27 protein-coding genes are annotated in these 23572 nt (G+C 35.5%); 24 read left to right on the top strand and 3 right to left on the bottom strand.

The features are described 5' to 3' along the window. Nucleotides 1-11: 11 nt before the first annotated feature. The 7 genes from EZV73_RS14755 (at nucleotide 12) to EZV73_RS14785 (ending at nucleotide 7634) form a co-directional block, all read left to right on the top strand. Nucleotides 12-461 carry an arginine repressor gene (locus tag EZV73_RS14755; RefSeq protein ID WP_240841143.1) on the top strand — a complete coding sequence of 150 codons (450 nt, stop codon included), beginning with the start codon at nucleotides 12-14 and terminating at the stop codon, nucleotides 459-461. Nucleotides 462-480: 19 nt separating this feature from the next. Beyond that, entirely contained in the window at nucleotides 481-2187 is a 1707-nt protein-coding gene (gene recN, locus EZV73_RS14760; protein WP_240841144.1) for a DNA repair protein RecN, read from the top strand. Continuing rightward, a complete protein-coding gene (gene spo0A / locus EZV73_RS14765) occupies nucleotides 2174-2920 on the top strand; it encodes a sporulation transcription factor Spo0A (RefSeq protein WP_240841146.1) in 747 nt (248 codons plus the stop codon). Before recN ends, spo0A begins: the two co-directional genes overlap by 14 nt. A 15-nt stretch (nucleotides 2921-2935) precedes the next feature. Beyond that, nucleotides 2936-4138, top strand: a complete 1203-nt coding sequence (locus EZV73_RS14770; protein ID WP_240841148.1) for a GGDEF domain-containing protein — start codon at nucleotides 2936-2938, stop codon at nucleotides 4136-4138. Next, entirely contained in the window at nucleotides 4125-4997 is an 873-nt protein-coding gene (locus EZV73_RS14775) for a tyrosine-type recombinase/integrase (RefSeq protein WP_240841151.1), read from the top strand. The genes EZV73_RS14770 and EZV73_RS14775 overlap by 14 nt, the downstream gene beginning before the upstream one ends. Before the next feature lie 130 nt (nucleotides 4998-5127). Beyond that, nucleotides 5128-6306 carry a phosphopentomutase gene (locus EZV73_RS14780; RefSeq protein ID WP_240841152.1) on the top strand — a complete coding sequence of 393 codons (1179 nt, stop codon included), beginning with the start codon at nucleotides 5128-5130 and terminating at the stop codon, nucleotides 6304-6306. A 2-nt stretch (nucleotides 6307-6308) separates the two neighbouring features. Further along, nucleotides 6309-7634 carry a pyrimidine-nucleoside phosphorylase gene (locus EZV73_RS14785; protein ID WP_240841154.1) on the top strand — a complete coding sequence of 442 codons (1326 nt, stop codon included), beginning with the start codon at nucleotides 6309-6311 and terminating at the stop codon, nucleotides 7632-7634. A 33-nt stretch (nucleotides 7635-7667) separates the two neighbouring features. Here the strand turns inward: EZV73_RS14785 and EZV73_RS14790 are convergent, their stop codons facing one another. After that, nucleotides 7668-8792: a hypothetical protein gene (locus tag EZV73_RS14790; RefSeq protein ID WP_240841155.1), complete on the bottom strand. Its 1125-nt coding sequence runs from the start codon at nucleotides 8790-8792 to the stop codon at nucleotides 7668-7670. 199 nt (nucleotides 8793-8991) lie between these two features. Here EZV73_RS14790 and EZV73_RS14795 point away from each other — a divergent pair, with 199 nt between their 5' ends. The 16 genes from EZV73_RS14795 to EZV73_RS14870 all read left to right on the top strand — a co-directional run bounded on the left by EZV73_RS14795 (nucleotide 8992) and on the right by EZV73_RS14870 (nucleotide 21599). Continuing rightward, nucleotides 8992-9744: a ScpA family protein gene (locus EZV73_RS14795; RefSeq protein WP_240841156.1), complete on the top strand. Its 753-nt coding sequence runs from the start codon at nucleotides 8992-8994 to the stop codon at nucleotides 9742-9744. A gap of 2 nt (nucleotides 9745-9746) precedes the next feature. Next, on the top strand, nucleotides 9747-10304 hold the full coding sequence (gene scpB, locus EZV73_RS14800; protein WP_240841157.1) for an SMC-Scp complex subunit ScpB: 558 nt from the start codon (nucleotides 9747-9749) through the stop codon (nucleotides 10302-10304). Then, nucleotides 10291-10977 carry a pseudouridine synthase gene (locus tag EZV73_RS14805; RefSeq protein WP_240841159.1) on the top strand — a complete coding sequence of 229 codons (687 nt, stop codon included), beginning with the start codon at nucleotides 10291-10293 and terminating at the stop codon, nucleotides 10975-10977. Before scpB ends, EZV73_RS14805 begins: the two co-directional genes overlap by 14 nt. Further along, nucleotides 10977-11396, top strand: coding sequence for a hypothetical protein (locus EZV73_RS14810; protein WP_240841161.1), 420 nt, complete (start codon nucleotides 10977-10979; stop codon nucleotides 11394-11396). The genes EZV73_RS14805 and EZV73_RS14810 overlap by 1 nt, the downstream gene beginning before the upstream one ends. Nucleotides 11397-11511: 115 nt before the next feature. Then, entirely contained in the window at nucleotides 11512-12351 is an 840-nt protein-coding gene (locus EZV73_RS14815; RefSeq protein WP_240841163.1) for a hypothetical protein, read from the top strand. A 17-nt stretch (nucleotides 12352-12368) separates the two neighbouring features. Then, nucleotides 12369-13469: a hypothetical protein gene (locus EZV73_RS14820; protein ID WP_240841165.1), complete on the top strand. Its 1101-nt coding sequence runs from the start codon at nucleotides 12369-12371 to the stop codon at nucleotides 13467-13469. Between the two features lie 394 nt (nucleotides 13470-13863). Beyond that, nucleotides 13864-14067: a 4Fe-4S binding protein gene (locus EZV73_RS14825; protein WP_240841167.1), complete on the top strand. Its 204-nt coding sequence runs from the start codon at nucleotides 13864-13866 to the stop codon at nucleotides 14065-14067. After that, the gene (locus EZV73_RS14830; protein ID WP_240841168.1) at nucleotides 14067-15203 is read left to right on the top strand and encodes a 2-oxoacid:acceptor oxidoreductase subunit alpha; all 1137 of its coding nucleotides are present in this window, start codon (nucleotides 14067-14069) and stop codon (nucleotides 15201-15203) included. The genes EZV73_RS14825 and EZV73_RS14830 overlap by 1 nt, the downstream gene beginning before the upstream one ends. Continuing rightward, complete coding sequence (locus tag EZV73_RS14835) at nucleotides 15203-16027, top strand: 2-oxoacid:ferredoxin oxidoreductase subunit beta (RefSeq protein WP_240841170.1); 825 nt, start codon at nucleotides 15203-15205, stop codon at nucleotides 16025-16027. The genes EZV73_RS14830 and EZV73_RS14835 overlap by 1 nt, the downstream gene beginning before the upstream one ends. Beyond that, nucleotides 16027-16560, top strand: a complete 534-nt coding sequence (locus EZV73_RS14840) for a 2-oxoacid:acceptor oxidoreductase family protein (RefSeq protein WP_240841172.1) — start codon at nucleotides 16027-16029, stop codon at nucleotides 16558-16560. Before EZV73_RS14835 ends, EZV73_RS14840 begins: the two co-directional genes overlap by 1 nt. A 13-nt stretch (nucleotides 16561-16573) precedes the next feature. Continuing rightward, the gene (locus EZV73_RS14845) at nucleotides 16574-17458 is read left to right on the top strand and encodes a MurR/RpiR family transcriptional regulator (protein ID WP_240841173.1); all 885 of its coding nucleotides are present in this window, start codon (nucleotides 16574-16576) and stop codon (nucleotides 17456-17458) included. 105 nt (nucleotides 17459-17563) lie between these two features. Further along, complete coding sequence (cmk, locus tag EZV73_RS14850; RefSeq protein ID WP_240841175.1) at nucleotides 17564-18214, top strand: (d)CMP kinase; 651 nt, start codon at nucleotides 17564-17566, stop codon at nucleotides 18212-18214. Further along, the gene (locus EZV73_RS14855; RefSeq protein WP_240841177.1) at nucleotides 18207-18800 is read left to right on the top strand and encodes a 1-acyl-sn-glycerol-3-phosphate acyltransferase; all 594 of its coding nucleotides are present in this window, start codon (nucleotides 18207-18209) and stop codon (nucleotides 18798-18800) included. Before cmk ends, EZV73_RS14855 begins: the two co-directional genes overlap by 8 nt. Beyond that, complete coding sequence (gene ispH / locus EZV73_RS14860; protein WP_240841179.1) at nucleotides 18781-19611, top strand: 4-hydroxy-3-methylbut-2-enyl diphosphate reductase; 831 nt, start codon at nucleotides 18781-18783, stop codon at nucleotides 19609-19611. The genes EZV73_RS14855 and ispH overlap by 20 nt, the downstream gene beginning before the upstream one ends. Before the next feature lie 30 nt (nucleotides 19612-19641). Next, nucleotides 19642-20733 (top strand): 30S ribosomal protein S1, encoded by a 1092-nt coding sequence (gene rpsA / locus EZV73_RS14865; RefSeq protein ID WP_240841180.1) that lies wholly within the window; start codon nucleotides 19642-19644, stop codon nucleotides 20731-20733. A 92-nt stretch (nucleotides 20734-20825) separates the two neighbouring features. Then, nucleotides 20826-21599, top strand: a complete 774-nt coding sequence (locus EZV73_RS14870; RefSeq protein ID WP_240841182.1) for a protein-glutamate O-methyltransferase CheR — start codon at nucleotides 20826-20828, stop codon at nucleotides 21597-21599. A gap of 34 nt (nucleotides 21600-21633) precedes the next feature. Here EZV73_RS14870 and EZV73_RS14875 read toward each other — a convergent pair whose 3' ends face one another. Next, on the bottom strand, nucleotides 21634-21810 hold the full coding sequence (locus EZV73_RS14875; RefSeq protein ID WP_240841183.1) for a YjfB family protein: 177 nt from the start codon (nucleotides 21808-21810) through the stop codon (nucleotides 21634-21636). A 73-nt stretch (nucleotides 21811-21883) separates the two neighbouring features. Beyond that, on the bottom strand, nucleotides 21884-22060 hold the full coding sequence (locus EZV73_RS14880; protein WP_240841184.1) for a hypothetical protein: 177 nt from the start codon (nucleotides 22058-22060) through the stop codon (nucleotides 21884-21886). A gap of 114 nt (nucleotides 22061-22174) precedes the next feature. On the opposite strand from EZV73_RS14880, the gene EZV73_RS14885 reads away from it, so the two are divergent. Continuing rightward, nucleotides 22175-23455 carry a D-serine ammonia-lyase gene (locus EZV73_RS14885; RefSeq protein ID WP_240841185.1) on the top strand — a complete coding sequence of 427 codons (1281 nt, stop codon included), beginning with the start codon at nucleotides 22175-22177 and terminating at the stop codon, nucleotides 23453-23455. Nucleotides 23456-23572 lie beyond the last annotated feature (117 nt).

Raw genomic sequence — 23572 nt, forward strand, 5'->3', positions numbered from 1 at the left:
TGGGGGAAAAAGTGAAGTATTCTAGACATTCTAAAATATTGGAACTAATTAATAAGCATGAAATTGAAACGCAAGAGGAACTTGCTAAAACACTATGCGACAGTGGTTTTAATGTAACTCAAGCGACCGTTTCAAGAGACATCAAGGAATTAAGACTAATCAAGGTACTGACACGTGAAGGTCGTTACAAGTATGCGACTTTAAAGCAACATGAAACTTCTATGTCTGAAAGATTTAAGAAGCTTTTTAGAGATTCAGTCATCTCAATAGACTATGCGTCAAACATCATTGTGATTAAGACCCTTGTTGGTGCAGCCAATGCAGCGGCTGCTGCTTTAGATGCCTTAAATTTAAAAGATGTGGTTGGTTCATTAGCAGGTGATGATACAATCTTTGTTTTGATTAGAAATGAAGAAAACATTGATGCAGCAATAAAAGAATTAGAAGGTTTACTTCAATAGCCAAAAGTAGAGGTTTTAAATGTTAATTGAAATCCGAATCGAAAACTTTATCTTAATCGAATCACTCAACCTAAGTCTGGATAAAGGTCTCAATGTCTTTACTGGTGAAACAGGTGCCGGTAAGTCTATGATTATCGGGGCTATTAATGCTGGACTTGGTGGTAAGGTATCAGGAGATTTGATACGTGTGGGTGCGAAAAAAGCAGTGGTGCAACTTGTCTTTGTTATAGAAGATCCTTCTATAAGAAGCTCACTAGACGATATGGGTATTGTCTTAGATGATGATCTTTTGATCATTACAAGAGAGATACTACCATCTAATCGTTCTGTTATCAGGTTAAATGACCGTGTTATCACAATCAGTACACTAAAAGACTTGTCTGATTTGTTGATAGATATCCATGGTCAACATGAGCACCAGTCACTTCTCTATCCTAAAAATCATTTGAAATATTTAGATCTAATGGGTGGTTATGACCATCAGGACTTGATTTTACAGGTACAGACCTTATATGGAGAGATTAAGCGCTTAAAGTCAGAAATCGAAAAGCTAGCGGGTTCTGAATCCGGTGATATTAACTATTTAAAGTTTCAACTCCAAGAAATAGATGCTTTGAATCTGACAGGTGACGATGAAAAGCATCTAGAAGAAAAATATGAGTATTATAAGCATTTAGAGCAAATTTTTCAAAATACACAGGGCATATCAGAAATTCTTTCTGGAGACAACAGTTCTAATGTCAAAGAGATGCTTCAGACTGCCACTAGGTTATTAGGAGACATATCTTCATACGATGACAAGTTAGAAGGCTATTCTAACCAGCTGAATGAAGTTGTCTATATGATAGATGATTTACAATCAGAGTTCAGACATTACCTTGACGGTCTAGATGTGGACGAACAAGAGATGTTTGAGACTGAAGAAAGAATGAATGCCGTCAATGAACTTAAGCTGAAATATGGCAAAACAGTTCATGATATATTAGAAAAGAGAGATGACTTAAGTCAGCGTTTAGACATAGCTTTAAGACAAGATGAGATCCTAGCTGGTCTCAACCAAGAGATTCTAAAAGCAAAACGTGCTTATATAGATCAATCAAAGCAATTACAAGAGTCAAGACATGCTCTTAAAGACCTCTTTATACCGCAGGTGGTTAAGGAGTTGTCTGTTTTAAATATGGGTACTTGTCAATTTGAAATTGCATTTGTTGAAAAGAAATTGCCAGATGGTGAATACCGTTTGTCGCCTAACGGCTTTGATGAAATTGAGTTTATGATATCTACTAATCCTGGTATGCCTGTCAAACCTTTATCTAAGGTGGCATCGGGTGGTGAGATTTCAAGAATCATGCTGGCAATTAAAATCGCTTTATCCAATCACGATGTAATTTCTACATTGGTGTTCGATGAAGTAGATACAGGTATTAGTGGTAATACAGCCATTGTAGTTGGTGAAAAAATTCACGAAATCACTTCAAACTATCAAGTTTTATGTATTACACACTTGCCTCAAATAGCAGTGATGGGAAGGCGTCACTTTTTAATCCAAAAGGATTTGGGACAGACAGATGTTGTTGAATTAAATGAAGATGATAGATTGTCTGAAATTGCAAGGATGCTAAGTGGTATGTCTACAAGCCATACTTCAAGACAAAATGCTAAGGAAATGTTGGAAAAAGCTAGCCTTTCTATGCAAAAAATGGAGAGTAATAATGTTAAAAAGTAAAAGTGTTATCATTGTTGATGATAACGAAAGCTTATCTTTTCTTTTAAAAGAGAATTTAGATAAGGAAGAGGGCTTTCATGTAATTGGTATGGCAAAGGACGGATTAGAGGGCATATCTCTGATTCATGAGAAAAGACCAGACATTGTCATTTTAGATATGGTAATGCCTAAGGCAGACGGTTTAACTGTTTTAGAGAAAATACAGGGTATCCATGCACCTGAAGTTGTCATCTTATCGGCAATAGGTCATGATATCATCACAAAACGTGCCATGAGTTTAGGGGCAATGTATTATATCATCAAACCCTTTGAAGTACCTGTATTTATTGACAGGATGAATCAGCTTTTTCATGGTGAAAAGCCAAGTAATAAGGTTATAAAAAGTGATAAAATTAACTTAAGGTTAGATGAGCGCATCACCAGCGAGCTTAATAAACTGGGTGTGCCGCTACATGTTAAGGGTTATCATTATTTAAAACATGCTATTACTATGGTTGCTAAAAACGATACAACTGTTGTAAAGATTACAAAGGAAGTGTATCCGGATATCGCATCTAAACACGATACGACACCTTCAAGCGTTGAAAGAGCCATAAGACATGCTATTGATTTAACGCTTGCCAGAGGGTCCGTGGCATTTATAGAATCTTATTTTAACCATGAGTTGTTTAACAATAAGATAACCAACAAAGAATTTATTTTGGGTATAGTAGATAATGTAAGACACAGATAGAGAGGGGGGATCAACATGCAAATAGAGTTTTCTCGAATCGTTTTCTCAAGTTTTGAGGCGCTTATTTATTTGTGTATGATCCACCTGATTCTGCCTAAAAACACCAGGAATAATTGGACCCAGAACTTAATCATGTATGTGATCATTTGGGTCGCCTCTTTTTTCTTCTTAAAAGAAAGTTTATTGGGGACCTTGGCCTTTTCTACGACCTTGATACTGTCCATCTTCTGGATCAACAAAGTCAATGTTTATGTGGCCTCTATAACGGTGGTATTTGCCTATCTTTTAAATACCATCTCTTCACTTATTTCTATCGTATTCGGAATATTCGCTTATAAGTCTTTAATCGACTATAGGTTTGTTTTAGAAGGCTATGATTATAAGGTCATTCTTTTAAAGTTTGCCATTTCCATCATTGTTGTTTATACCTTTAAGGTCTTTAACTCCTTGATCAATAGGAAGATAAAGATTCAGAAGATCAATCCTAGACCTGTTTTTTTTCTAGACTTGGTTTACATTGTTTTGATCATCTTCTTGTCGTGTGAACTTATTGAGTATTTACCGACAGTTTACAATGATGTCTTAGGTATAGAGAGTCTGAATAACTTATTATTTATTGGTATCTCCATGCTTTATGTAGCCAGTGCTTTTGTCATTTACATAACCAATGTTTACTTGTTTAAGTCAAGTGATTACTTATCAATAAAACTGTCGTCAGAGACAGATGCTCTTACGGGTGTTTATAACCGTAAGGCAGGTATCAATTATTTAAAAGAACGTATGCAAAATGTTCAGCACAAGAAGTCTGCTTTGACCATTTGCTTTATAGATGTTAATAATCTTAAGGACGTCAATGATAAATATGGTCATAAGGCTGGCGACCGTTTGATCATCTCTGTTGCAAATATCATTAAAGATGGCTTAAGAGAAGGGGATGAGGTGTCACGACTGGGTGGTGATGAGTTCCTGGTTTTGTTTGATAATTGTACCATAGAACAAGCTGTTAGGGCTTGGGACAGAATTATAGAGAAATTCGAAACATATAATTTGACTTCAGAGGAAGTTTTTGATATCAGTGTGAGTGTAGGCTTTGCAGAATACAACCACAAACTTAATATATCACATGATACACTGATCGAGCTTGCAGACACAGAAATGTATAAAAACAAGCAACGTTATAAAAGATTGAAAGGTAAAAGAAGAAATGCAAAGTGGTAATCTTAAAGATGTTATAGATAAGTATTGTGTGTATTTGACTGAAAAGAAACAAGTTTCTAAGGCGACTTTGTCAGCTTACAAGACTGATATGAACAAGTTTAGAAAATTTGCTTTTGAAAAGTACCATATTGATCTATTTTCAGATATCAATGTGAGTATTTTAACCTCATATATGCTTCATATGAAGTCCCTTGGTTTAAAGGGGTCAAGTATATCTAGGTCATCGTCGGTACTTAAGAATCTTATGTTATATGCATATCATGAGTCTTATATTGATGAGAATTTAGCAGAGGTGAAACTAGAGCTACCTAAAGAAGCCAAAGAACTACCAGAAATCCTAACGGTTTCAGAAATGGATCTACTCTTATCTCAACCCGAGGACACAGTACTTGGTATAAGAGATAGGGCCATGTTAGAGACCCTTTATACATCAGGATTGAAGGTCAATGAACTTATAAATCTTAAGTTAGAAGACTTAGATCTAAAGTTAAAAGTTATCAAGTGTCGTTCTAAGTCTAAGACAAGGGTTTTACCATTAGGTGCCATTGCCTTAGAAGCCATTGAGTCTTATCTTTCAAAAAGTAGACTATCTTTGGATAAGTCAGATTGTGAGTATCTTTTCTTAAGCTACAATGGTCACCAGATTTCTAGACAAGGATTCTGGAAGGTTGTAAAGAAGTACGGCGATCAGGCTGGTATTAAAAAGAATATCACAACTTCAACATTTAGACATTCTTTTGCCACCCATATGATTCAAAACGGCATAGAAAAAGATGCTCTTAGACAAACACTAGGAAATTCTAGTGTTGCCTCTGTTCAAGTCTATCTTGATCTGAATAGAAAAAGAAAAAGATCTTAGTTGTGTAACTATTACAAAAGTTAAATATAAATAATTGATTTGTCTCTCTTATTGCAAGATATCTTGATATAATGCAATAGGAGATTTATTTTTCCATAAATGGGTATTAAAATGTCAGAAGGAGGACATTATGAATAAAAGAGTTATATTAATGATATTAGATTCTTTAGGTGTTGGTGCATTACCAGATTCAGAAAAGTATGGGGATGTAGGTGTAAACACTCTAAATAACATTGCGAAAAACGTAGACAGATTTGAAATCCCTAACTTAATTAAGATGGGTATTGGTAATTTAGAAGGTATCACTCATGTGCCGTCGAGTGATGATGTCATCGGTGCATATGGTCGTTCGATGGAAGTTTCAAATGGTAAAGACACAACAATGGGTCACTGGGAAATTGCAGGTTTAAATATCTCTGAGCCTTTTAACACATACCCTGATGGCTTCCCAGAAGAAATCATCAAGCCTTTTGAAGAAAAGACAGGTAGAAAAGTTGTATGCAATGCGCCAGCTTCAGGTACAGTTGTGATAGACGAATTTGGTAAACACCACATGGAAACAGGTGATTTGATTGTTTATACATCTGCTGATTCAGTTTTCCAGATAGCAGCGCATGAAGAAATTGTTCCTATTGACGAGCTTTACAAGTATTGTGAGATTGCTCGAGAAATGTTAATGGGTAAACATCAAGTGGCTAGAGTTATTGCAAGACCTTTTGTAGGTACACCAGGTAACTTTACAAGAACTTCTAACAGACATGACTATTCCTTGAAGCCATTTGACAAGACTGTCTTAGACCAGTTAAAAGAAGCTGGTAAAGATGTTATTGCAGTTGGTAAGATTGTAGATATCTTTGATGGAGAAGGTATTACAGAATCTGTTCATACTAAGTCAAACATGGATGGTGTAGATAAGACTTTAGAATATATGAAGGCTGACAACCATGGTCTTATATTCTCAAACCTAGTAGATTTTGATGCTATGTTTGGTCATAGAAGAAACATAGAAGGTTACAGAGATGCTATCGAAGAATTTGACAAGCGTTTACCAGAAATCCAAGCTGCTATGAAGCCAGGTGACATCTTGATGCTTGCAGCAGATCATGGTAATGACCCTTCTTATACTGGTACAGATCATACTAGAGAATATATTCCTATGTTGGTATTTGGTGATGCTATCAAGGCGGGTACAGACTTAGGTACAAGAAAATCATTTGCAGATATTGCAGCAACAATCGCAGAAGTATTAGAAATAGATGCGCCTAAGAATGGTGAAAGCTTCTTTGGCATCATGAAGAAAGAAGGCTAAACATGAGAATGTATGATATCATTGCTAAGAAAAAGCATGGTGAAAAGTTAACAGATGAAGAATTTGATTTCTTCATCAATGGTTATATCAACGATGAAATCCCAGAATACCAAGTATCTGCTTTATTGATGGCTATTTACTTCCAAGGTTTATCAAGAGAAGAAACAGTAGCACTTACACATAAAGTCATGCATTCTGGTGATGTTATAGATTTAAGTGACATTGAAGGTATCAAAGTAGACAAGCATTCATCAGGTGGTGTTGGTGATACAACAACTCTTGTACTTGCACCACTTGTTTCATCTTGCGGTGTACCAGTCGCAAAAATGTCAGGTAGAGGTTTAGGCCATACTGGTGGTACTTTAGATAAGCTTGAGGCTATTGAAGGCTTCAATATTCACTTAAAAATTGATGAGTTTGTCAACCAAGTAAACAAGAACAAGGTTTCTGTTATTGGTCAAACTAAAAATATAGCACCAGCTGATAAGAAATTATATGCTCTAAGAGATGTTACAGCAACTGTAGACAACATTGGTTTAATTGCTGCATCTATCATGAGTAAAAAACTTGCCGCTGGTTCTGATAAAATTGTATTAGACGTAAAAGTGGGTTCTGGTGCATTTGTTAAGGAGTTAGACGGTGCTATTGAATTAGCTCAAGAGATGGTGAACATCGGTACAGATATGGGCAGAGAAACAGTTGCCATCATTACTTCTATGGAACAACCTTTAGGTTATGCTATTGGTAATGCTAATGAAGTTAGAGAAGCCATTGATGTACTAAAGGGACAAGGTCCTGACGATTTAAGAGACTTATGTGTCAAGTTTGCATCTACAATGGTTCACTTAGGTGGCGGAGCTGATTCTTTTGAAGCTGCAAAAGAAATGGTTCTTGAGAACCTATCTAATGGCAAGGCTTTAGAGAAAATGGTAGAGTTTGTTACAGCTCAAGGCGGTAACAAGGAAAATATCTTAAATCCTGATACACTACCTACATCTGATATCGTTAGAGAAATCAAAGCTGATAAAACAGGATATATCAAGGCTATCCAATCAGATGATATCGGAATAGCGGCTATGATTCTAGGTGCTGGTAGAGAAACCATGGATGATGTGCTTGATATGGGTGCAGGTATCTACTTTAACAAGAAAATTGGTGACTACGTTGAAGCTGGTGAGGTCTTAGGTACACTGATGACCAATAAGGCTGAAAAGATAGATGAAGCTATTCAAATGACTTTGGATGCACTTGAGTATTCAGAGACTGAAGTTGCAAAGAGTCAATTGATCAAAGCAAAAGTAACATGTGATGGTGTAGAAAAGTACTAAAATAAGCAGGCGATATGCCTGCTTTCTTTATGGTTATTCTACTATAAACTCAAGGGTTGTTTCTAAATCGTTCCATGTGGTACCATCAGAGCGGTAGTATGAAATCCTTACATTACCATCTGTTAAGAAGACTTCAATCATGTAGACTTGCCCTTGCTCCATTAACATGGGGTAATTGCTGTAAGGCAAGACATTGTTGTTAAGTGGATGATCTTTAAAGTCTTCATATGCATTTTCTATCCTGTAAAAATCAATGTAATCAATGTTCTTTTGTCCAAATCTTTCAACCTTACCAAAATAAGAAGCATCATAAAGCTTGCCTTCTAATGTAATCACATCAACGCGTATAGGGTCGATGTCCTTTTGCATGTATGACAAGTTTTCTGAGGAAATGATATCGCCATAATGTTCTTTAAGTTGATTTGCCATTGAAGGGACTTTGCCGCTAAAATCCATTTCATTAAGACCTGTATGGGCACTACCATAAATACCGTAAACATCTTCACCAATTAGCTTGTCAAATTCATAGATAAAGTTTTCAACCATCTTTTCTTCTCTGAATGATGAAGATCTACTACCATAAAACATTTCACCTTGCTTAGAGACTTCCTTGGCACGTCTGTATGCTTCTGTTTCCTCAAGGCCTTCAGATTCTAAGTACTCAAGATATCTCTTGCCGGTAGTCTTATATTGATGTCCGACATCTGTACCATGAAAAACGGTTTCTGGATACTTTTCTTTAATGGTCTTATAAAAATCTTTGATATAAGGATTATGGGCTGGTGTACCAGACCAGTCATTATAAATCTTATCTAAAATATCATCATTGTCTGCCTTCATCCACATGTTTAAAAACTCACCTGTATAGTAGGGTGATTCTATAAACATATGTCTCATGTCAAGATTGGTATAATAGTCATCCCATAGTTTTAGTTCTGCATCTAGTATTTTCTTAACACCATGTGCTTCTCCAACAAGATAGATAAGTCCATGCTTTATCTCTTGGTCAGCTGGTTCAGTAATATCATCTCCTGATGCTAATGCTTCTTCATTTACACCTTCAACTTGACCTATTGACTCATTTTTACTAGAGTCTGTGCAAGAGACAAAAATAAGAGATAGTGCGAGTAATAATAATAAGTAGTTTAATCGTTTCATTTTCTCCCTCCATTTCTAGTAATAGTTTATCATGAAAGAAATCGATTAAAACTTATTTTCCTAATAATGTTATTTTCATGCCTTAAAATGCACTTTAGGAGGCCTATATATATAAACGATTTGGGCAGGCATTTGGTCTCTTTTACTGGAAAAATTGCTGACTTAGTTGTATAATAGTAGGGGTAATTAAGGAGAATACATGTCATATCAAATAAATTTAGAAATATTTGAAGGTCCTTTCGATCTTCTATTTCATTTAATAGAGAAAAACGAAGTCGACATATACGACATTCCAATACATGAAATCACAGAACAATACTTATCATATTTAGAACAGATGCAGGCCATCGATATGGATCTAGCATCTGAGTTTATTGTCATGGCAGCAACCCTTTTGGAGATAAAGTCTAAAATGTTACTACCAACATCTGAAATGGACGATATAAGTGCTGAGCTATTTGATTCAGATCCGAGAAAAGAACTGGTAACAAGATTATTAGAATACAGAAAATACAGAGAAGCTTCAGAGTACTTTGCATCACTTGAAAGAAATCATTCAAGGAAGGTATTTAAAGCTCAGGATGATCTGCTTGCTTACTTTGAAGAACCGACATTAGATGAAATCAATGACGGACTTGATACCAAGCTTTTGGTGGAAGCCATGCAGCGTGTTTTAGCCAATCTTAACAAGGAAGACATGAAGAGAAAGACTTTCTTTAATTCTCTTAAAAGAGACCTTTATTCAGTGGATGAAAAGATTGAATCCATACGTGGCATATTAGCAACTAGAAACAAGTGTCTCTTTAACGATACCTTTTCAGAAAATCCAATACGTGAAGAAGTCATTGTTTGCTTCTTGGCCACTTTGGAACTTCTAAAGCTTAAGTATATCGGTATCAAACAGGAAAAACAGTACAGTGATATTGTACTATATAAATTAGAACAGGAGTAAAGATGACTTTACAAGATATAAAATCTAGCATTGAATCCATGATGTTTGCTTTTGGTGAACCTCTGAGTGCTAAGAAAATGGCCAATGTACTTGAGGTTTCACTCGATGAAGTGAAAGAAGCCATGGCCGACTTATTAGAAGAATACAGTGAAGATAAGAAGGGCATTTACATTGTTGAGGTAAACAACTCCTATCAGTTTGCAACTTCTAAGCAAAACTATGAGTATGTACAAAGACTTTGTAAGTATTCTCATTCTAAGGGCCTTACGAAGGTTGGTGCAGAAGTCCTTGCAATCATTGCCTATAAGCAGCCTATTACCAAGTTTCAGGTAGATTCGATTCGTGGTGTTAAATCTGATAAGCCTATCCAACAACTGATTGATAGAGAACTTATTTGTGTAAAAGGGCGTTTAGAGCAAATTGGCAGACCTATTATTTATGGAACGACTGAATCATTCTTAAAGGCATTTGGTTTAAAAACTTTAAAAGAGTTGCCACCTATTGAAGAGTTTGTCGGTTCTGAGGTCTTCTTGTCAGGAGAGTTTAATGAGAGTGCATAAGTATATGGCCAAGGCCGGTGTAGCCTCTAGAAGAAAATCAGAGGAAATGGTTAAAGAAGGCCTAGTTAAAATAAACGGTGAAACTGCTGGCTTGGGATCCATGGTTTCTGAGGGAGATGTGGTGACTGTAAGTGGTCATGTGGTGACTTTAGAAGAAACCATGGTCTATTTGATGTTAAATAAGCCTTTGGAGTGTGTAACAACAGCTGAAGACCAGTTTGGCAGAAAGACAGTCATGGACTATATAGATGTCCCTGAAAGGGTCTATCCTATAGGAAGACTAGATTACAATACAACAGGACTTCTGCTTTTAACAAATGATGGTGACCTTGCCAATAAGATCATGCATCCTAAACACCAGATGAAGAAAACTTATATAGCAAAGATCAAAGGAACACCTTCTGAAGATTTAATCAGAAAGTTTGAAACGGGTCTTTTGATTGAAGATAAGATGACAGCACCTGCCAACCTAAAGGTCATCAAACCGGGGTTGGTAGAAGTAAAAATACATGAAGGACGTAACCGTCAGGTCAGAAAAATGTTAGAGGCCATTGGATTTCCAGTGATTACTTTAAAGAGAAGCAAGATTGGCCGTCTGACACTGGGTGATTTAAAGGCGGGTCAGTTCAGACATTTAACTGAAGATGAAGTCAACTACCTCAAGGAGGCGTAATGATAGAAATTACTAAAATGGCAGATAAGTATCAAGAAGGTCTTAAAAAAATGATGACCATGGAAGGACTTGACTACAAGACAGTATCACTTTGTTTAGATACCTTGTTTGTAGTGGTAGATAGATTAGATGTTTTAGGTTTTGGTTATTACAACTCATATGATGGTGAGGTTTACTTAGACCATCTATACATCAAGAAAAATGAAAGATTAAACAAACTGGGTGACTCCTTATTCAGAGCCATCTTAAACAGTCTACAGCTTCAAGGCATCACTCAAATCTACATGAGACAAAGTGATTTATACGATGGCTTTTTAAAGGCAGAAAATATTGTTTTTGAAGAGGATAGATTTGCGATTGATACCATGGAGTTTTTTAACAGAAAATGCAGAGGCTCTAAAGAAGTTAAGATTCATTAACCACATTGATATGTGGTTTTTTTATGTTCAGAAATTGCGCTTTGGTACATACTTGCAGTTTGTTCTTTTATTATTATATAAAATGATTGTAGACATAGTTTGAAAGGAAGCAGTTATGAAGAAAAAAGATCTAATATTTATTTTACTAATTATTGTAGCCGTTATTTCACTAAGTATATTATTAAATCCATTTAAGCATTCTATTCAAATGGATGATCAAGGTAACTACATATCAAGGTATGCTTGGGTATCTGGTCAGGAGTGGTCAGAACTGGATTTAACAGATGCCAATTATGACAGTCCTGAAGCATTTTTAAAGGATGTGGACGACTACGTTGAAATCATCGGGAAAGAACTTAACAGAAGTGAGTGGATCAACACAAACATAAAGGATGGGACCCTTGATAATTTGATCGAAATAAAGTTTTCTAGTGGAAGAAGTGAAGCCAGTGGTGGTGGTTACTTTGAATCAGAAACTTATGTAAGACCTGTTATATTACTAAACATTGACGGATTCGAAGGTGGAAGAGACAATCTTATTCATGAGTTGGTACACATCATAGCACCTTATACAAGTTCTAAGACCATGAGTGAAGGTCTGGCCTGTTACATAAATGATCATTATTCTAAGTATGATAAAACATTCTTGTTTGACGGTTCAGTTCATCTTATTGTTAAAGAGAATCTAGAAGGAAAGTATGGTAATCTTGTGGATTATCTTGGAAATAACGCTAATGGTTCAAATAAACTCTATACCTCAGATAAAAAGAGAGATATACTTTATTATGCATTTTCTGATTCTTTTACAACATATATCATTGAAAATGTAGGTATAGAAGACTATATGAGACTCTATCAATCTGACTTTAAAGATGAAGACTACATAGATGCTTTAGGTTCTGATCGACAAACATCTATAGATAGGTGGCAGGCATATATATTAGACTTTGAGTAAGTGATTAAGAGGTGTACATGAAAAAGACTGTTTATATTATTATAGGAATACTGTCATTACTTCTGTTGGTAATGGGGTCTAACTATAGCAAACTACAAAATAACCAGACCATTTTAAGAAATAGAGTTTATGAGTTAGAGCAGGCCCATGCTGAGATAAAAAGTGGTTTAAGAGTCAATGAAACTAGCAATCAAAATTTACAAGAGGAAAACGACAATTACAAGTTGATTGTAAAAAGACTGTTGGAACATGAACATTATTCGGACCTTTCTAAGATTATTCGAAAGACATATGATGTTAAGAGTTTGGTTACAACTGATGATGCTTCATTTGAAGTGCCAAGAAACGGTAAGATCATCGTGGATTCTGAAAGTTTAGCCATAGAAATAAATATTGAACTACCACCTGACTTTGATGAAGAATTTAATGATATGCTTCACCTCTATGACCGGTTTAACTTTGGTCTTATGTTAGATAAAGAACTTACGTCTGATTATCAAGTAGATAAAAAAAGGATTTATATTGAATATGATAAGCTTGAAGCAGATGACCGTATTGACATTTATGTCAGCAATGAACTTCAAACGCTTCTTGGCTTGTCTGATAGACATATTGAAATTATTAATAGACAAACTGAAAGTTCAGAAGCTTACCTAGAAAAGAACCTATCTCTAAAAGAGTTTGGAGGTTTTATTACTGGGGTATATAGCCATAAATTCGATTATGATAATAAGACCGTTATCCAGTCGGTAGATAGAGGTCCGAATGTTTTTTTTAACCTCGACTATGAAGGTGCACAGTCTATAGACTATAAATTTGATAGAGGTATTAAAGTTATTAGTAAAAGAATTGGTAGTCAAGAGGAGTACTTTGATTTTCTGATATTACCTGAACAATTAAAGTTAGGTCAAGAGTGGACGAATAGAAGACGGTGTGTGCTTTCTGCATTAGATTATCAACTGGAAACTGCCATTGGAGTTTTAGACACCATAGAGGTCTCTCACTTTGAAAATGGTTTCTTAGTCTTTAAGAAATATTATGCAAGAAATCTTGGACTAGTTGCTACAGATTACGGTAATGGATGGGATAAAATCATTAAAATTGACTATACAAAATAGAAGTTCATTTTTATGGACTTTTTTTTGATGCTTGTATGTGATTCTATTAAAGAACAATGGTTTTAAACTTTGAAAGCCTTGGAATAACTTTGTTTCAGAAAAATAATATTTTACTCTTATGACGTCTTTAACTTGTACAATTGTATACGATTATATGAAAATGTGGTTATATTGTATACTATACGCAAGAATTTAGTAAATATAATTGTATACCATTATTCTTCTGCAATTTTTATTGCATAATCTATAGGGTGTGTTATTATGTAGATGATTCAATAAAGATTTAACAAAGTTTGTTAAAAAATAGCGATCTAACATAAGTGAAATCGCTTAAAAAAAGCGTAAGAAAACAAACGTTTTCTTAAAGATAACAAGAATAAAGGGGGTCTTCACGTTGAGCGGGAAGAAGAACTTAGAAATCAAAAAAGAATGGTGTAAAGGTTGTGGCATTTGTGTAGCATTTTGCCCGAAGCAAGTATTAGCTTTAGACTCAAATGAAAAAATTGATATCGTAAATAGAGATGCATGTATCTCATGTGGACAATGTGAATTAAGATGTCCAGACTTTGCGATCTTCTTAACAGGAGGTAACGAATAATGGCTGAAAAGAACGTAAAATTACTACAAGGTAATGAGGCTTGTGTAGAAGGTGCTTTATATGCAGGTATGACATTCTACTCTGGTTACCCAATCACACCATCAACTGAGATTGCTGAAGACTCAGCTTTAAAGCTACCTAAGGTAGGTGGCAAGTTTATTCAGATGGAAGATGAAATCGCTGGTATTGCTGCTGCAATCGGTGGTTCATTAACAGGTGCTAAATCAATGACTGCAACTTCAGGTCCTGGTTTATCATTAAAATTAGAAAATATCGGCTATGCTGCAATTGCAGAAATTCCGTTAGTAATAGTAAATGTACAAAGAGGTGGTCCATCTACTGGTCTTCCTACATCTCCTGCACAAGGTGACATCATGCAAGCTAAATGGGGTTCACATGGTGACTACCCAATTATCGCATTATCACCACAGTCAGTAAGAGAAACTTTTGATTTAACAGTAAGAGCTTTTAACTTAGCTGAAAAATATAGAACACCTGTTATTTTATTAACAGATGAAGTTGTGGGCCACATGAGAGAAAAAATTGTTATCCCAGAGCCAGGTGAGTTAGAAATATTTGATAGAATTAAGCCAGAAGCAAACACTGATTATAAGGCTTACAAAGTTGAAGAAGGTGACATCGTTCCTAAAATGGCGCCATTCGGTGCAGGTTATAGATACCATGTAACTGGTTTATTCCATGATGAGACTGGTTTCCCATCAAACTCTTCAGAAAACGCTAAATTTATGTTAGATAGAATGATGGCTAAAATTGAAGATAACAAAGAAGACATCATCACTTATGACGAGTTCATGATGGAAGATGCAGAGTTTGTTATCATCTCTTACGGTTCATCTGCTAGAACATGTAAAACTTCTGTTAGAAAGTTAAGAGAAAGAGGCATTAAGGCTGGTTTATTTAGACCAATTACTATTTGGCCATCTCCACAAGATCAAATCAAAGAGATCGGTAAAAAAGTAGACAATATTTTAGTAGCTGAAATGAACTTAGGTCAGTACTCGCAAGAAGTTGAGAGACTTGTAAAGTCAGATGCTGAAGTACACCATATTGGCCGTGCTAATGGTGAAGTTTTAACACCAGACGAAATTGTTTCTAAAGTAATGGAGGTTCTATAATGAATAGCGAATTAGTATCAAAGTTCTTCAGAGAAGACAAATTACCTCATATTTGGTGCCCTGGTTGTGGCCACGGTATCATCATGCGTTCTATTGCTGAGGCAATTAATAACTTAGGTTTAGATAAAGATAAGGTTGTTGTAGTATCAGGTATCGGTTGTTCATCTAGAGCACCTGGTTACATGGACTTTAACACACTACATACAACACATGGTAGAGCATTGGCTTTCGCAACTGGTGTAAAGCATGCAAACCCAGAATTAGAAGTAATTGTAATTACGGGTGACGGTGATGCTTCAGCAATCGGTGGTAACCACTTAATCCACGCTTGTAGAAGAAACATCGGCATCACAACAATTGTATTTAACAACAACATTTATGGTATGACAGGTGGTCAATACTCTCCAACGACTCCTACAGGCGACTTAGGTACAACGGCTCCTTACGGAAATGTGGATCCAGCGTTTGATATCGCGAAGTTGGCAGCGGCTGCAGGTGCAACTTATGCTGCAAGAACAACTGCTTACCATGCAAGACCAATGACTAAGTACATTGAAAAAGCAATTGCTCATAAAGGTTTCTCTTTAGTAGAAGCTATCTCTGTTTGTCCAACATACTATGGTAGAAAGAACAAAAAAGGTTCAGCTGTTGCAATGATGAACTTCTTAAAAGATTCTTTTGTAGATGTAAAGGCTGCTGAGAAGTTACCTGCTGAGAAATTAGTTGGTAAGCACATTATGGGTGAATTCAAACATGACGAAACTCAAACAGAATATACAGAAAAATATGCAGAAATCATTGAGCGTATGAAAGGAGCTAAATAATGTCTAATCAAGTAGAATTAAGATTATCTGGATCAGGTGGACAAGGTCTTTTACTTGCTGGTATTATCCTTTCAGAAGCAGCAATCGGTGAAGATAAGAATGCAGTTCAAACGCAGTCTTATGGTCCTGAGGCACGTGGTGGTGCTTCTAAGGCAGAAGTTATCATCTCAAATGAAGATATTGACTTCCCAAAAGTAACTGCTCCAAACGTAGTTTTAGCATTAACTCAAGTTGCTGCTGATAAATATGTTGAATCTGTGCGAGAAGATGGTATAGTTATAGTAGATTCAAAAATAGTTTTACCTGAAACGTTAAAGTGCGACAAAGTGATCAGTGTACCAATTATTGATACAGCGATTGATAAAATCGGTAAGTCGATTGTTGCTAACATCATTGCAATTGGTGTTATCCAACAAGCTACTCAAATTGTATCTAAAGAAGTAGTTGAAGCTGCGGTACTTAAGAGAGTTCCAAAAGGTACTGAAGATCTAAATAAAGCAGCACTTCAAGCAGGTTATGAGTTAGCGAAATAATAAGGAGTGTGTCATGAGCGGAGAATACAAAGATCTACTAAATCGTATACAGAGTCGGTTTAAGAAGCTGAGTAAGGGACAGAAGCGGATTGCAGATTATATACTCAATAATTACGATAAGGTTGCGTTCATGACAGCAGCTTCATTAGGACAAGCAGTTGATGTAAGTGAATCAACTGTTGTTCGCTTTGCAAATGCTTTAGGTTATGGTGGTTATCCAAAACTACAAAAGGCTTTACAGGAGTCTATTAAGACCAAGTTGACAACTGTTCAGAGATTTGAAATGTCTAAGGAGTTAGAATCAAATTCAGATTTGTATAGAAAGATCATGACTCAGGACATTGAAAATATTCAAAGGTCCTTGGATGATTTGGATATGGATAATTTGATGAACATTGCTGATGAAATCCATAAGGCCAGACGTGTTTACGTATTAGGTCTAAGATCTTCAGCTGTACTGGCTCAATATTTATCCTTTTATTTAAACTTTGCTATTGATCGTGTAAATGTTATACCTGTAGGTGTTTTGGACCCATTTGATTCTGTTATCAACTTATCTGAGGAAGATTTATTGATTGTCATTACTTTCCCTAGATATTCGAATCAGACATTAAAGCTTGCAAAATATGTTCATGAAAAAAATGTACCGATTATTTCTATTACCGATTCAGTATTGTCGCCAGTGGCTTCTATGTCAAAACATACTTTAACAGCCAAGTACGACATGATGACATTTATTGATTCATTGGTTGCACCTATGAGTGTGATCAACTCTTTGATACTGGCAGTTGGTATGAAAAACCGAGAGTTCTTGGACCATAAATTTAAGGAATTAGAAAAGATATGGGAAGAGTCTCATACTTACAGTGATAAGTATGAAGCGGAAACGAAATATTGATATAAAAGTACATCTATTGTATAATCTTAAAGTAGCATACCATCTTAGGATGGTATGTTTTTTAGTTTAACTCCATTTATAATGGATGTAGAAAGAAGGGTATGTATGTTTTTAAGTATTGCAGTCGATGGTCCAGCTGGATCAGGTAAATCTACCGTAGCTAAGGCGGTAGCTAAAAATCTAGGAATTACCTATTTGGATACAGGTGCTATGTATCGTATGGTAACTTTAGATGTCTTAAGAAATAAGGTTTCAATAAAGGATATGGAGGCCATAAAAACTTTATTGGATAAAATAAAAATTGAATTTAGAACAGAAGGTTTGTTTTTAAATAACGATGATGTGACGACAGAAATTAGAAATGATGTTGTAGCCAATCATGTATCGGATGTAGCTGCTATTGGCATTGTTCGTGAAAAAATGGTGGCTATGCAACGTGAGATTGCAAAAGGTCAATCCATCATCATGGATGGTCGTGATATCGGTACTCATGTATTAAAGGATGCATCACACAAGTTTTACCTGGTAGCTTCTGTAGAAGAAAGAGCCAAAAGACGTCTTCTTGAATTTGAAGCACAAGGTATAGATATGACCCTTGAAGAGCTGATGAAGGACATAGAAAGAAGAGATGGCATTGACTCAAACAGAGAGATTAATCCACTTAAACAAGCTCATGATGCTATACTTGTTGATACAACTAAAATGACGATTGAAGAAGTAATAAACTTTATTATGTCGGAGGTAAATCATGCGTAAATTTATCAAGTTGATGTTTCGTTTCTATTATAAGATCATGTTTGGTGTTAAAGTTCATGGCCTAGAGAAATTGCCAGACAGAGATGCCTATTTGATTTGTTCTAACCACTTAGATGCGAGAGATCCTTTTGTCATCGGTTCTGCCCTTGATCCAGAAATATCAATTCTTGCTAAAAAAGAACTCTTTAAGAATAAGATTGTTGCATGGTTTATTTCTTTAAATGGTGCCATTCCAGTAGACCGTGAAGCCAATGACATCTCTGCAATTAAGGGGGCTTTAAAGATCCTAAAGGGTGGCAATGTTATGATGTTGTTTCCTGAAGGTACAAGAAATAAAACCAAGGTGCCTTTAGAAGCTAAACCTGGTGTGGCCATGATTGCTGTTAAAGCCAAAGTACCGATTGTACCTATTTCATTTATAGCAGAGTACAAACACTTTAAGAAAATGCATGTGGTTATCCATGATCCTATATATTTAGATGAGTATTTTGATCAAAGAATGACAACAGAAAAATATCAGGAAATTTCACAAAACATTCTTGATAAGATTTATGAAGGTGTGAATGATGAAAATTATAATAGCTGATAAGGCAGGTTTTTGCTTTGGTGTAAAACGTGCTGTAGATATGGCCATTAATTATACAGAAAGTCATGATTCTTTAATCAGCCTAGGCCAGTTGATTCATAATGACCAGGTAACCAATAGACTTGAAAAGAATGGGTTGGTCAAGGTGGACAATCTTGAAGGCTTAAAAGACAAGACTGTTCTTATAAGGTCTCATGGTGTAGGCAAAGATATCTATGAGAAAAGTGAAGCTCAGAATCTAGAGATGCTTGATGCCACATGTCCTTTTGTGAAAAAAGTCCACCGCATCGTACATGACTATCATGACAAGGGTTATAAGATTATTATAGTCGGCAACAAGGACCATCCAGAAATCATAGGAATCAATGGTTGGTGCAAGAATGAGGCTTTGATAGTTTCAGATGAAAATGAGCTGCCTGTGCTTGATAAAGGACCTTACTGCCTGGTTGCTCAAACGACCCTCAAACTGTCTGTTTGGAATGGTCTTGTAGATAAGGTTAAATCTTTTGACGTAGAAGCAGAGTTCTTTAATACCATATGTTCTGCAACTGCAGAAAGACAAAGAGCTGCCATGGCGCTAGCCCCTAAGGTAGACTTGATGATTGTCATTGGTGGCTATCATTCATCCAATACAAGAAAGCTCTATGAAATTTGCTCAACGTTATGTGAAGAAACCCTACATGTTGAAAAAAAATCAGATTTAGTGATGACTAATCTAGATAAGTATGTTATGATAGGTATAACTGCGGGTGCTTCGACACCTGATTGGGTAATTGAAGAGATTGTCGATCATTTGAAGGCCATGCAGTAAAAAATTTTAATATGAGAGAGGTAATTGTTAATGGAAAACAATAATTCAATGGCAGAATTGCTAGAACAATTTGAGAAAGACTTTGTAGTACCAAAGAAAGGTGAACTTGTTAAGGGTAAAGTTGTATCTGTAAGTGACAAGGAAATCGTTGTTAATATCGGTTATAAAGCTGATGGTATCATTCCTAAGTCTGAAGTATCGAACAACGATGTAAACCTAAAAGAATTCGCGCAAGAGGGCCAAGAATTAGAAGTTTATATTCTTAAAAAAGATGATGGTGACGGTAACGTATTGTTATCATTAAAGAGAATTGCTCAGTTAAAAGACTGGACAGAATTAGAGAAGTTAGCTGAAGATGCTACTACTATTACAGTAACTATTAAAGAAGCTGTTAAGGGTGGTGTGATTGCATACTACAACGAGATCAGAGGTTTCATTCCAGCATCTCAAATCGCTTTACACTATGTAAATGATTTATCAGTATACGTAGGTCAAACTATCGAAGCTAAGATTCTTGAAGTAAACAAGAACAAGAGAAGAGCTGTATTCACTAGAAAGCAATTATTATCTGAAGAGTTATCAGAGAAGAAAGCTGAACTTTGGGGTAACATCTCTGAAGGTGCTGTTGTTAAAGGTGAAGTTAAGAGAATTACAAGCTTTGGTGCTTTCGTAGATATCGGTGGCTTAGACGGTTTAATCCACATTTCAGAAATGTCTTGGGGTAGAATCAAGTCTCCTAAAGAAGCTGTTAAGATTGGTGATACTGTAGAAGTTAAGGTATTAACAATTGACAAAGAGACTGAAAAAGTATCTTTATCATTAAAGCAAGTTAAGAACGATCCATGGATTGAGTTCGATAACAACTACAAAGTAAACGATGTAGTATCTGCTAAAGTAGTAAACTTAACTGACTTCGGTGCATTCTTAGAGATTGAGCCAGGTTTAGAGGGTTTAGTACACATTTCTCAAATTTCTGCTGAAAGAATTGAGAAGCCGGCTGACGTATTAAAGATTGGTGATGCTTGTGACGCTAAGATCATTGAAGTGAACTTAGAAGAAAGAAAAATCAAATTATCAATCAGAGCTATCGACGAGCCTGAAACTGCAGAAGTTCAAGAATAGAAAATTGAATAGGACCGTAATGGTCCTATTTTTTATTTCAATGCATAAACTTAATGATTTAGGGTACCTAATATCTTATAGGAGGCTTATACATGACACCATATGAAAAATTTAAAAGCCAAGTTTATAAAAAAACTGGAATAGATTTGTCCTTATACAAAGAAAGACAAATGAAACGCCGTATCGAATCAATGATTAAAAGAAACGGTAAGAAGAATTTTGACGAATATTATGATCTGATCAATACAGATTTAGATAAGTTTAATGAGTTTATCAATTACTTAACAATCAATGTATCTGAGTTTTTTAGAAATGCCAACCAGTGGGAGATTTTAAAGTCTACTGTTCTTCCTCAGTTGATGGAAGGCAGATCAACTTTAAAAGTATGGTCTGCTGCTTGTTCTACAGGTGAGGAGCCTTATACCATTGTTATGGTATTAAGTAACTTCTTACCACTCAGTAAAATTAAAATTCAAGCTTATGACATTGATGATGAAGCTATCAACAAGGCAAAAGCAGGTGTTTATTCTGAAAAGAGTATTGCCAATGTTCCTGAAGAATTTAAGAAGAAATATTTCACCAAGGTTGGAAATTCATATAAAATTTCAGATGAGATAAAAAGATGTGTTGAGTTTAAGAAATTTAACTTGTTAAGCGACAAATATCCATCTGGCTATGATTTGATTGTTTGTAGAAATGTAATGATTTACTTTACTGAAGAAGCTAAAGATGAAATGTATCATAACTTCAATGGTGCACTTAGAGAAGGTGGGGTACTCTTTGTAGGTTCTACCGAGCAGATTATTCTTCCGGCTAAGTACAAGTTTAAATCTTCAAAGACATTCTTTTATGAAAAATATAAGTAAAAAAGACACTATACAGTGTCTTTTTTTAACGATATTATACTTTAATATCGATAGATGCGCCTTTTCCTGGTTCTACACTGGCTTGCATTAACTTTGCCAGCTGTTCGGTATTCTCAGTTGCTGTGTCCATTGCCATTTTAGCAACAGCCAATGAAACTTGAGATGCCAAATTCATTTGACTACTCACCATAGAAAAACCTGCAATATCCATAGCATCACATCCTTTAACATATTATCGGCATAAATTAAAAAATCATTTACTATTTTATTTCTAGGGTAAGGGCCTATTGGTAATTTTCAAGCAGTAACATTTTTTCTTTTAAAGTGCTTTCAACTTCTTCGATGGTGTATGATAGATGTCTGGTTACATCTGAGTTGTTTTCATCGATTAAACGAAACTTGATTTCGCTTAATTTGTCTCTTAGAACTATAATTTCATTTAATAAAATATCTTTTGTCATAACATCACCTCAAGATATTCATACCCGATAGAAAAAACACTAACCAATTTAATGAAAAAACTTTCATTCTGATTCAAGAACGTTTATAATAATTAAAGAATTGGGAGGGGTTTCATGAACAAAGAATTGATGATAGAAAAACACAGCATTTTAAAAGATATGATGGCCTATAAGCCACTTTTATGGCAAAATCCAAGATATGAAAAAACGGATCTAGCAACGGCAGAACTCGACTTTACAATTTCAGATATTATTGATGCAGAAGCGAGATTAAGAAGATTTCAACCTTTTTTAGAAAAGGCATTTGATTTACAAGGTATCATAGAGTCTCCTCTATTAGAATTAGAGGGATATCGACCTGTAAAGCTATTTATGAAAGCAGACCATGCACTGCCTATTTCAGGCTCAATTAAGGCTAGAGGTGGTATATATGAGATATTAAGATATGCTGAGCAGCTTCTATTTAAGAATAACCTACTGACCATTGAAGATGATTATTCGATATTGAATACTCAGGCATTTCAAAAGTTTTTTTCTAGATATGAAATTGTGGTTTCGTCAACTGGAAATCTTGGACTCAGTATCGGCATTATCTCTGCATCTTTAGGTTTTAAAGTTAAAGTTCATATGTCACATGATGCCATGACTTGGAAAAAAGAAAAGCTTAGAAGCATTGGCGTAGAAGTGATTGAACACACATCAGATTATTCTCAAGCAGTAATAGAAGGCAGAAGGGCCTCTGATTTAAAGAGTAATTCTTATTTTGTCGATGATGAAAATTCTATCAATCTTTTTATGGGTTATGCGGTTTCGGCATTACGATTAAGAGACCAACTGGATAAATTGAAAGTACTAGTTACAGATGACAGCCCTCTATTTGTTTACATACCATGTGGTGTTGGTGGCGGTCCTGGTGGCGTTTGTTATGGACTTAAAGAAGTCTTTGGTGATAGGGTCCACGTATATTTTGTAGAACCGACCCACTCGCCCTGTATGCTTCTTGGAATGGCGACTGAAACACATGATGAATATTGTGTTCAAGATTTTGATATTGATAACATTACCATTGCAGATGGTCTTGCGGTAGGACGTGCATCTAAGTTTGTGGGTAAGACCATAGACAAAATGCTCGCTGGCATTTCAACAGTATCAGATGACACCTTATACAAATATCTTAAAGATATGGTTGATAGGTATCAAATCAAACAAGAACCTTCTGCATTAGCAGGATTTCAAGGTTTAGATGATATTTTAAATGCTGATCCTGTACATGGTCATATGACCATTACAAAAGAACAGGTTCAAAATGGAACGCATATTGTATGGTCGACAGGCGGTAACATGGTACCTGAAGATATAATGACCAAGTATTACAGAAACGCTCAAGAAGTTTAAGCGGCGTTTATAGAAATAAGATATAAAATCAGTGGGAAGACCTACTGATTTTTTTGATGAGCACTTTCTACTTTTATACCGCTATCAAATTTTTCGTTTATAGAATGTACTAAATGC

The sequence above is a fragment of the Acidaminobacter sp. JC074 genome (genome assembly GCF_022496765.1).
Lineage (GTDB): Bacteria > Bacillota > Clostridia > Peptostreptococcales > Acidaminobacteraceae > JABXKX01.

Coding starts and splice junctions, on each gene's coding strand:
- recN (WP_240841144.1), top strand. CDS start 481: ATGTTAATTGAAATCCGAATCGAAAACTTTATCTTAATCGAATCACTC.
- spo0A (WP_240841146.1), top strand. CDS start 2,174: ATGTTAAAAAGTAAAAGTGTTATCATTGTTGATGATAACGAAAGCTTA.
- EZV73_RS14770 (WP_240841148.1), top strand. CDS start 2,936: ATGCAAATAGAGTTTTCTCGAATCGTTTTCTCAAGTTTTGAGGCGCTT.
- EZV73_RS14775 (WP_240841151.1), top strand. CDS start 4,125: ATGCAAAGTGGTAATCTTAAAGATGTTATAGATAAGTATTGTGTGTAT.
- EZV73_RS14780 (WP_240841152.1), top strand. CDS start 5,128: ATGAATAAAAGAGTTATATTAATGATATTAGATTCTTTAGGTGTTGGT.
- EZV73_RS14785 (WP_240841154.1), top strand. CDS start 6,309: ATGAGAATGTATGATATCATTGCTAAGAAAAAGCATGGTGAAAAGTTA.
- EZV73_RS14790 (WP_240841155.1), bottom strand. CDS start 8,792: ATGAAACGATTAAACTACTTATTATTATTACTCGCACTATCTCTTATT.
- EZV73_RS14795 (WP_240841156.1), top strand. CDS start 8,992: ATGTCATATCAAATAAATTTAGAAATATTTGAAGGTCCTTTCGATCTT.
- scpB (WP_240841157.1), top strand. CDS start 9,747: ATGACTTTACAAGATATAAAATCTAGCATTGAATCCATGATGTTTGCT.
- EZV73_RS14805 (WP_240841159.1), top strand. CDS start 10,291: ATGAGAGTGCATAAGTATATGGCCAAGGCCGGTGTAGCCTCTAGAAGA.
- EZV73_RS14810 (WP_240841161.1), top strand. CDS start 10,977: ATGATAGAAATTACTAAAATGGCAGATAAGTATCAAGAAGGTCTTAAA.
- EZV73_RS14815 (WP_240841163.1), top strand. CDS start 11,512: ATGAAGAAAAAAGATCTAATATTTATTTTACTAATTATTGTAGCCGTT.
- EZV73_RS14820 (WP_240841165.1), top strand. CDS start 12,369: ATGAAAAAGACTGTTTATATTATTATAGGAATACTGTCATTACTTCTG.
- EZV73_RS14830 (WP_240841168.1), top strand. CDS start 14,067: ATGGCTGAAAAGAACGTAAAATTACTACAAGGTAATGAGGCTTGTGTA.
- EZV73_RS14835 (WP_240841170.1), top strand. CDS start 15,203: ATGAATAGCGAATTAGTATCAAAGTTCTTCAGAGAAGACAAATTACCT.
- EZV73_RS14840 (WP_240841172.1), top strand. CDS start 16,027: ATGTCTAATCAAGTAGAATTAAGATTATCTGGATCAGGTGGACAAGGT.
- EZV73_RS14845 (WP_240841173.1), top strand. CDS start 16,574: ATGAGCGGAGAATACAAAGATCTACTAAATCGTATACAGAGTCGGTTT.
- cmk (WP_240841175.1), top strand. CDS start 17,564: ATGTTTTTAAGTATTGCAGTCGATGGTCCAGCTGGATCAGGTAAATCT.
- EZV73_RS14855 (WP_240841177.1), top strand. CDS start 18,207: ATGCGTAAATTTATCAAGTTGATGTTTCGTTTCTATTATAAGATCATG.
- ispH (WP_240841179.1), top strand. CDS start 18,781: ATGAAAATTATAATAGCTGATAAGGCAGGTTTTTGCTTTGGTGTAAAA.
- rpsA (WP_240841180.1), top strand. CDS start 19,642: ATGGAAAACAATAATTCAATGGCAGAATTGCTAGAACAATTTGAGAAA.
- EZV73_RS14870 (WP_240841182.1), top strand. CDS start 20,826: ATGACACCATATGAAAAATTTAAAAGCCAAGTTTATAAAAAAACTGGA.
- EZV73_RS14875 (WP_240841183.1), bottom strand. CDS start 21,810: ATGGATATTGCAGGTTTTTCTATGGTGAGTAGTCAAATGAATTTGGCA.
- EZV73_RS14880 (WP_240841184.1), bottom strand. CDS start 22,060: ATGACAAAAGATATTTTATTAAATGAAATTATAGTTCTAAGAGACAAA.
- EZV73_RS14885 (WP_240841185.1), top strand. CDS start 22,175: ATGAACAAAGAATTGATGATAGAAAAACACAGCATTTTAAAAGATATG.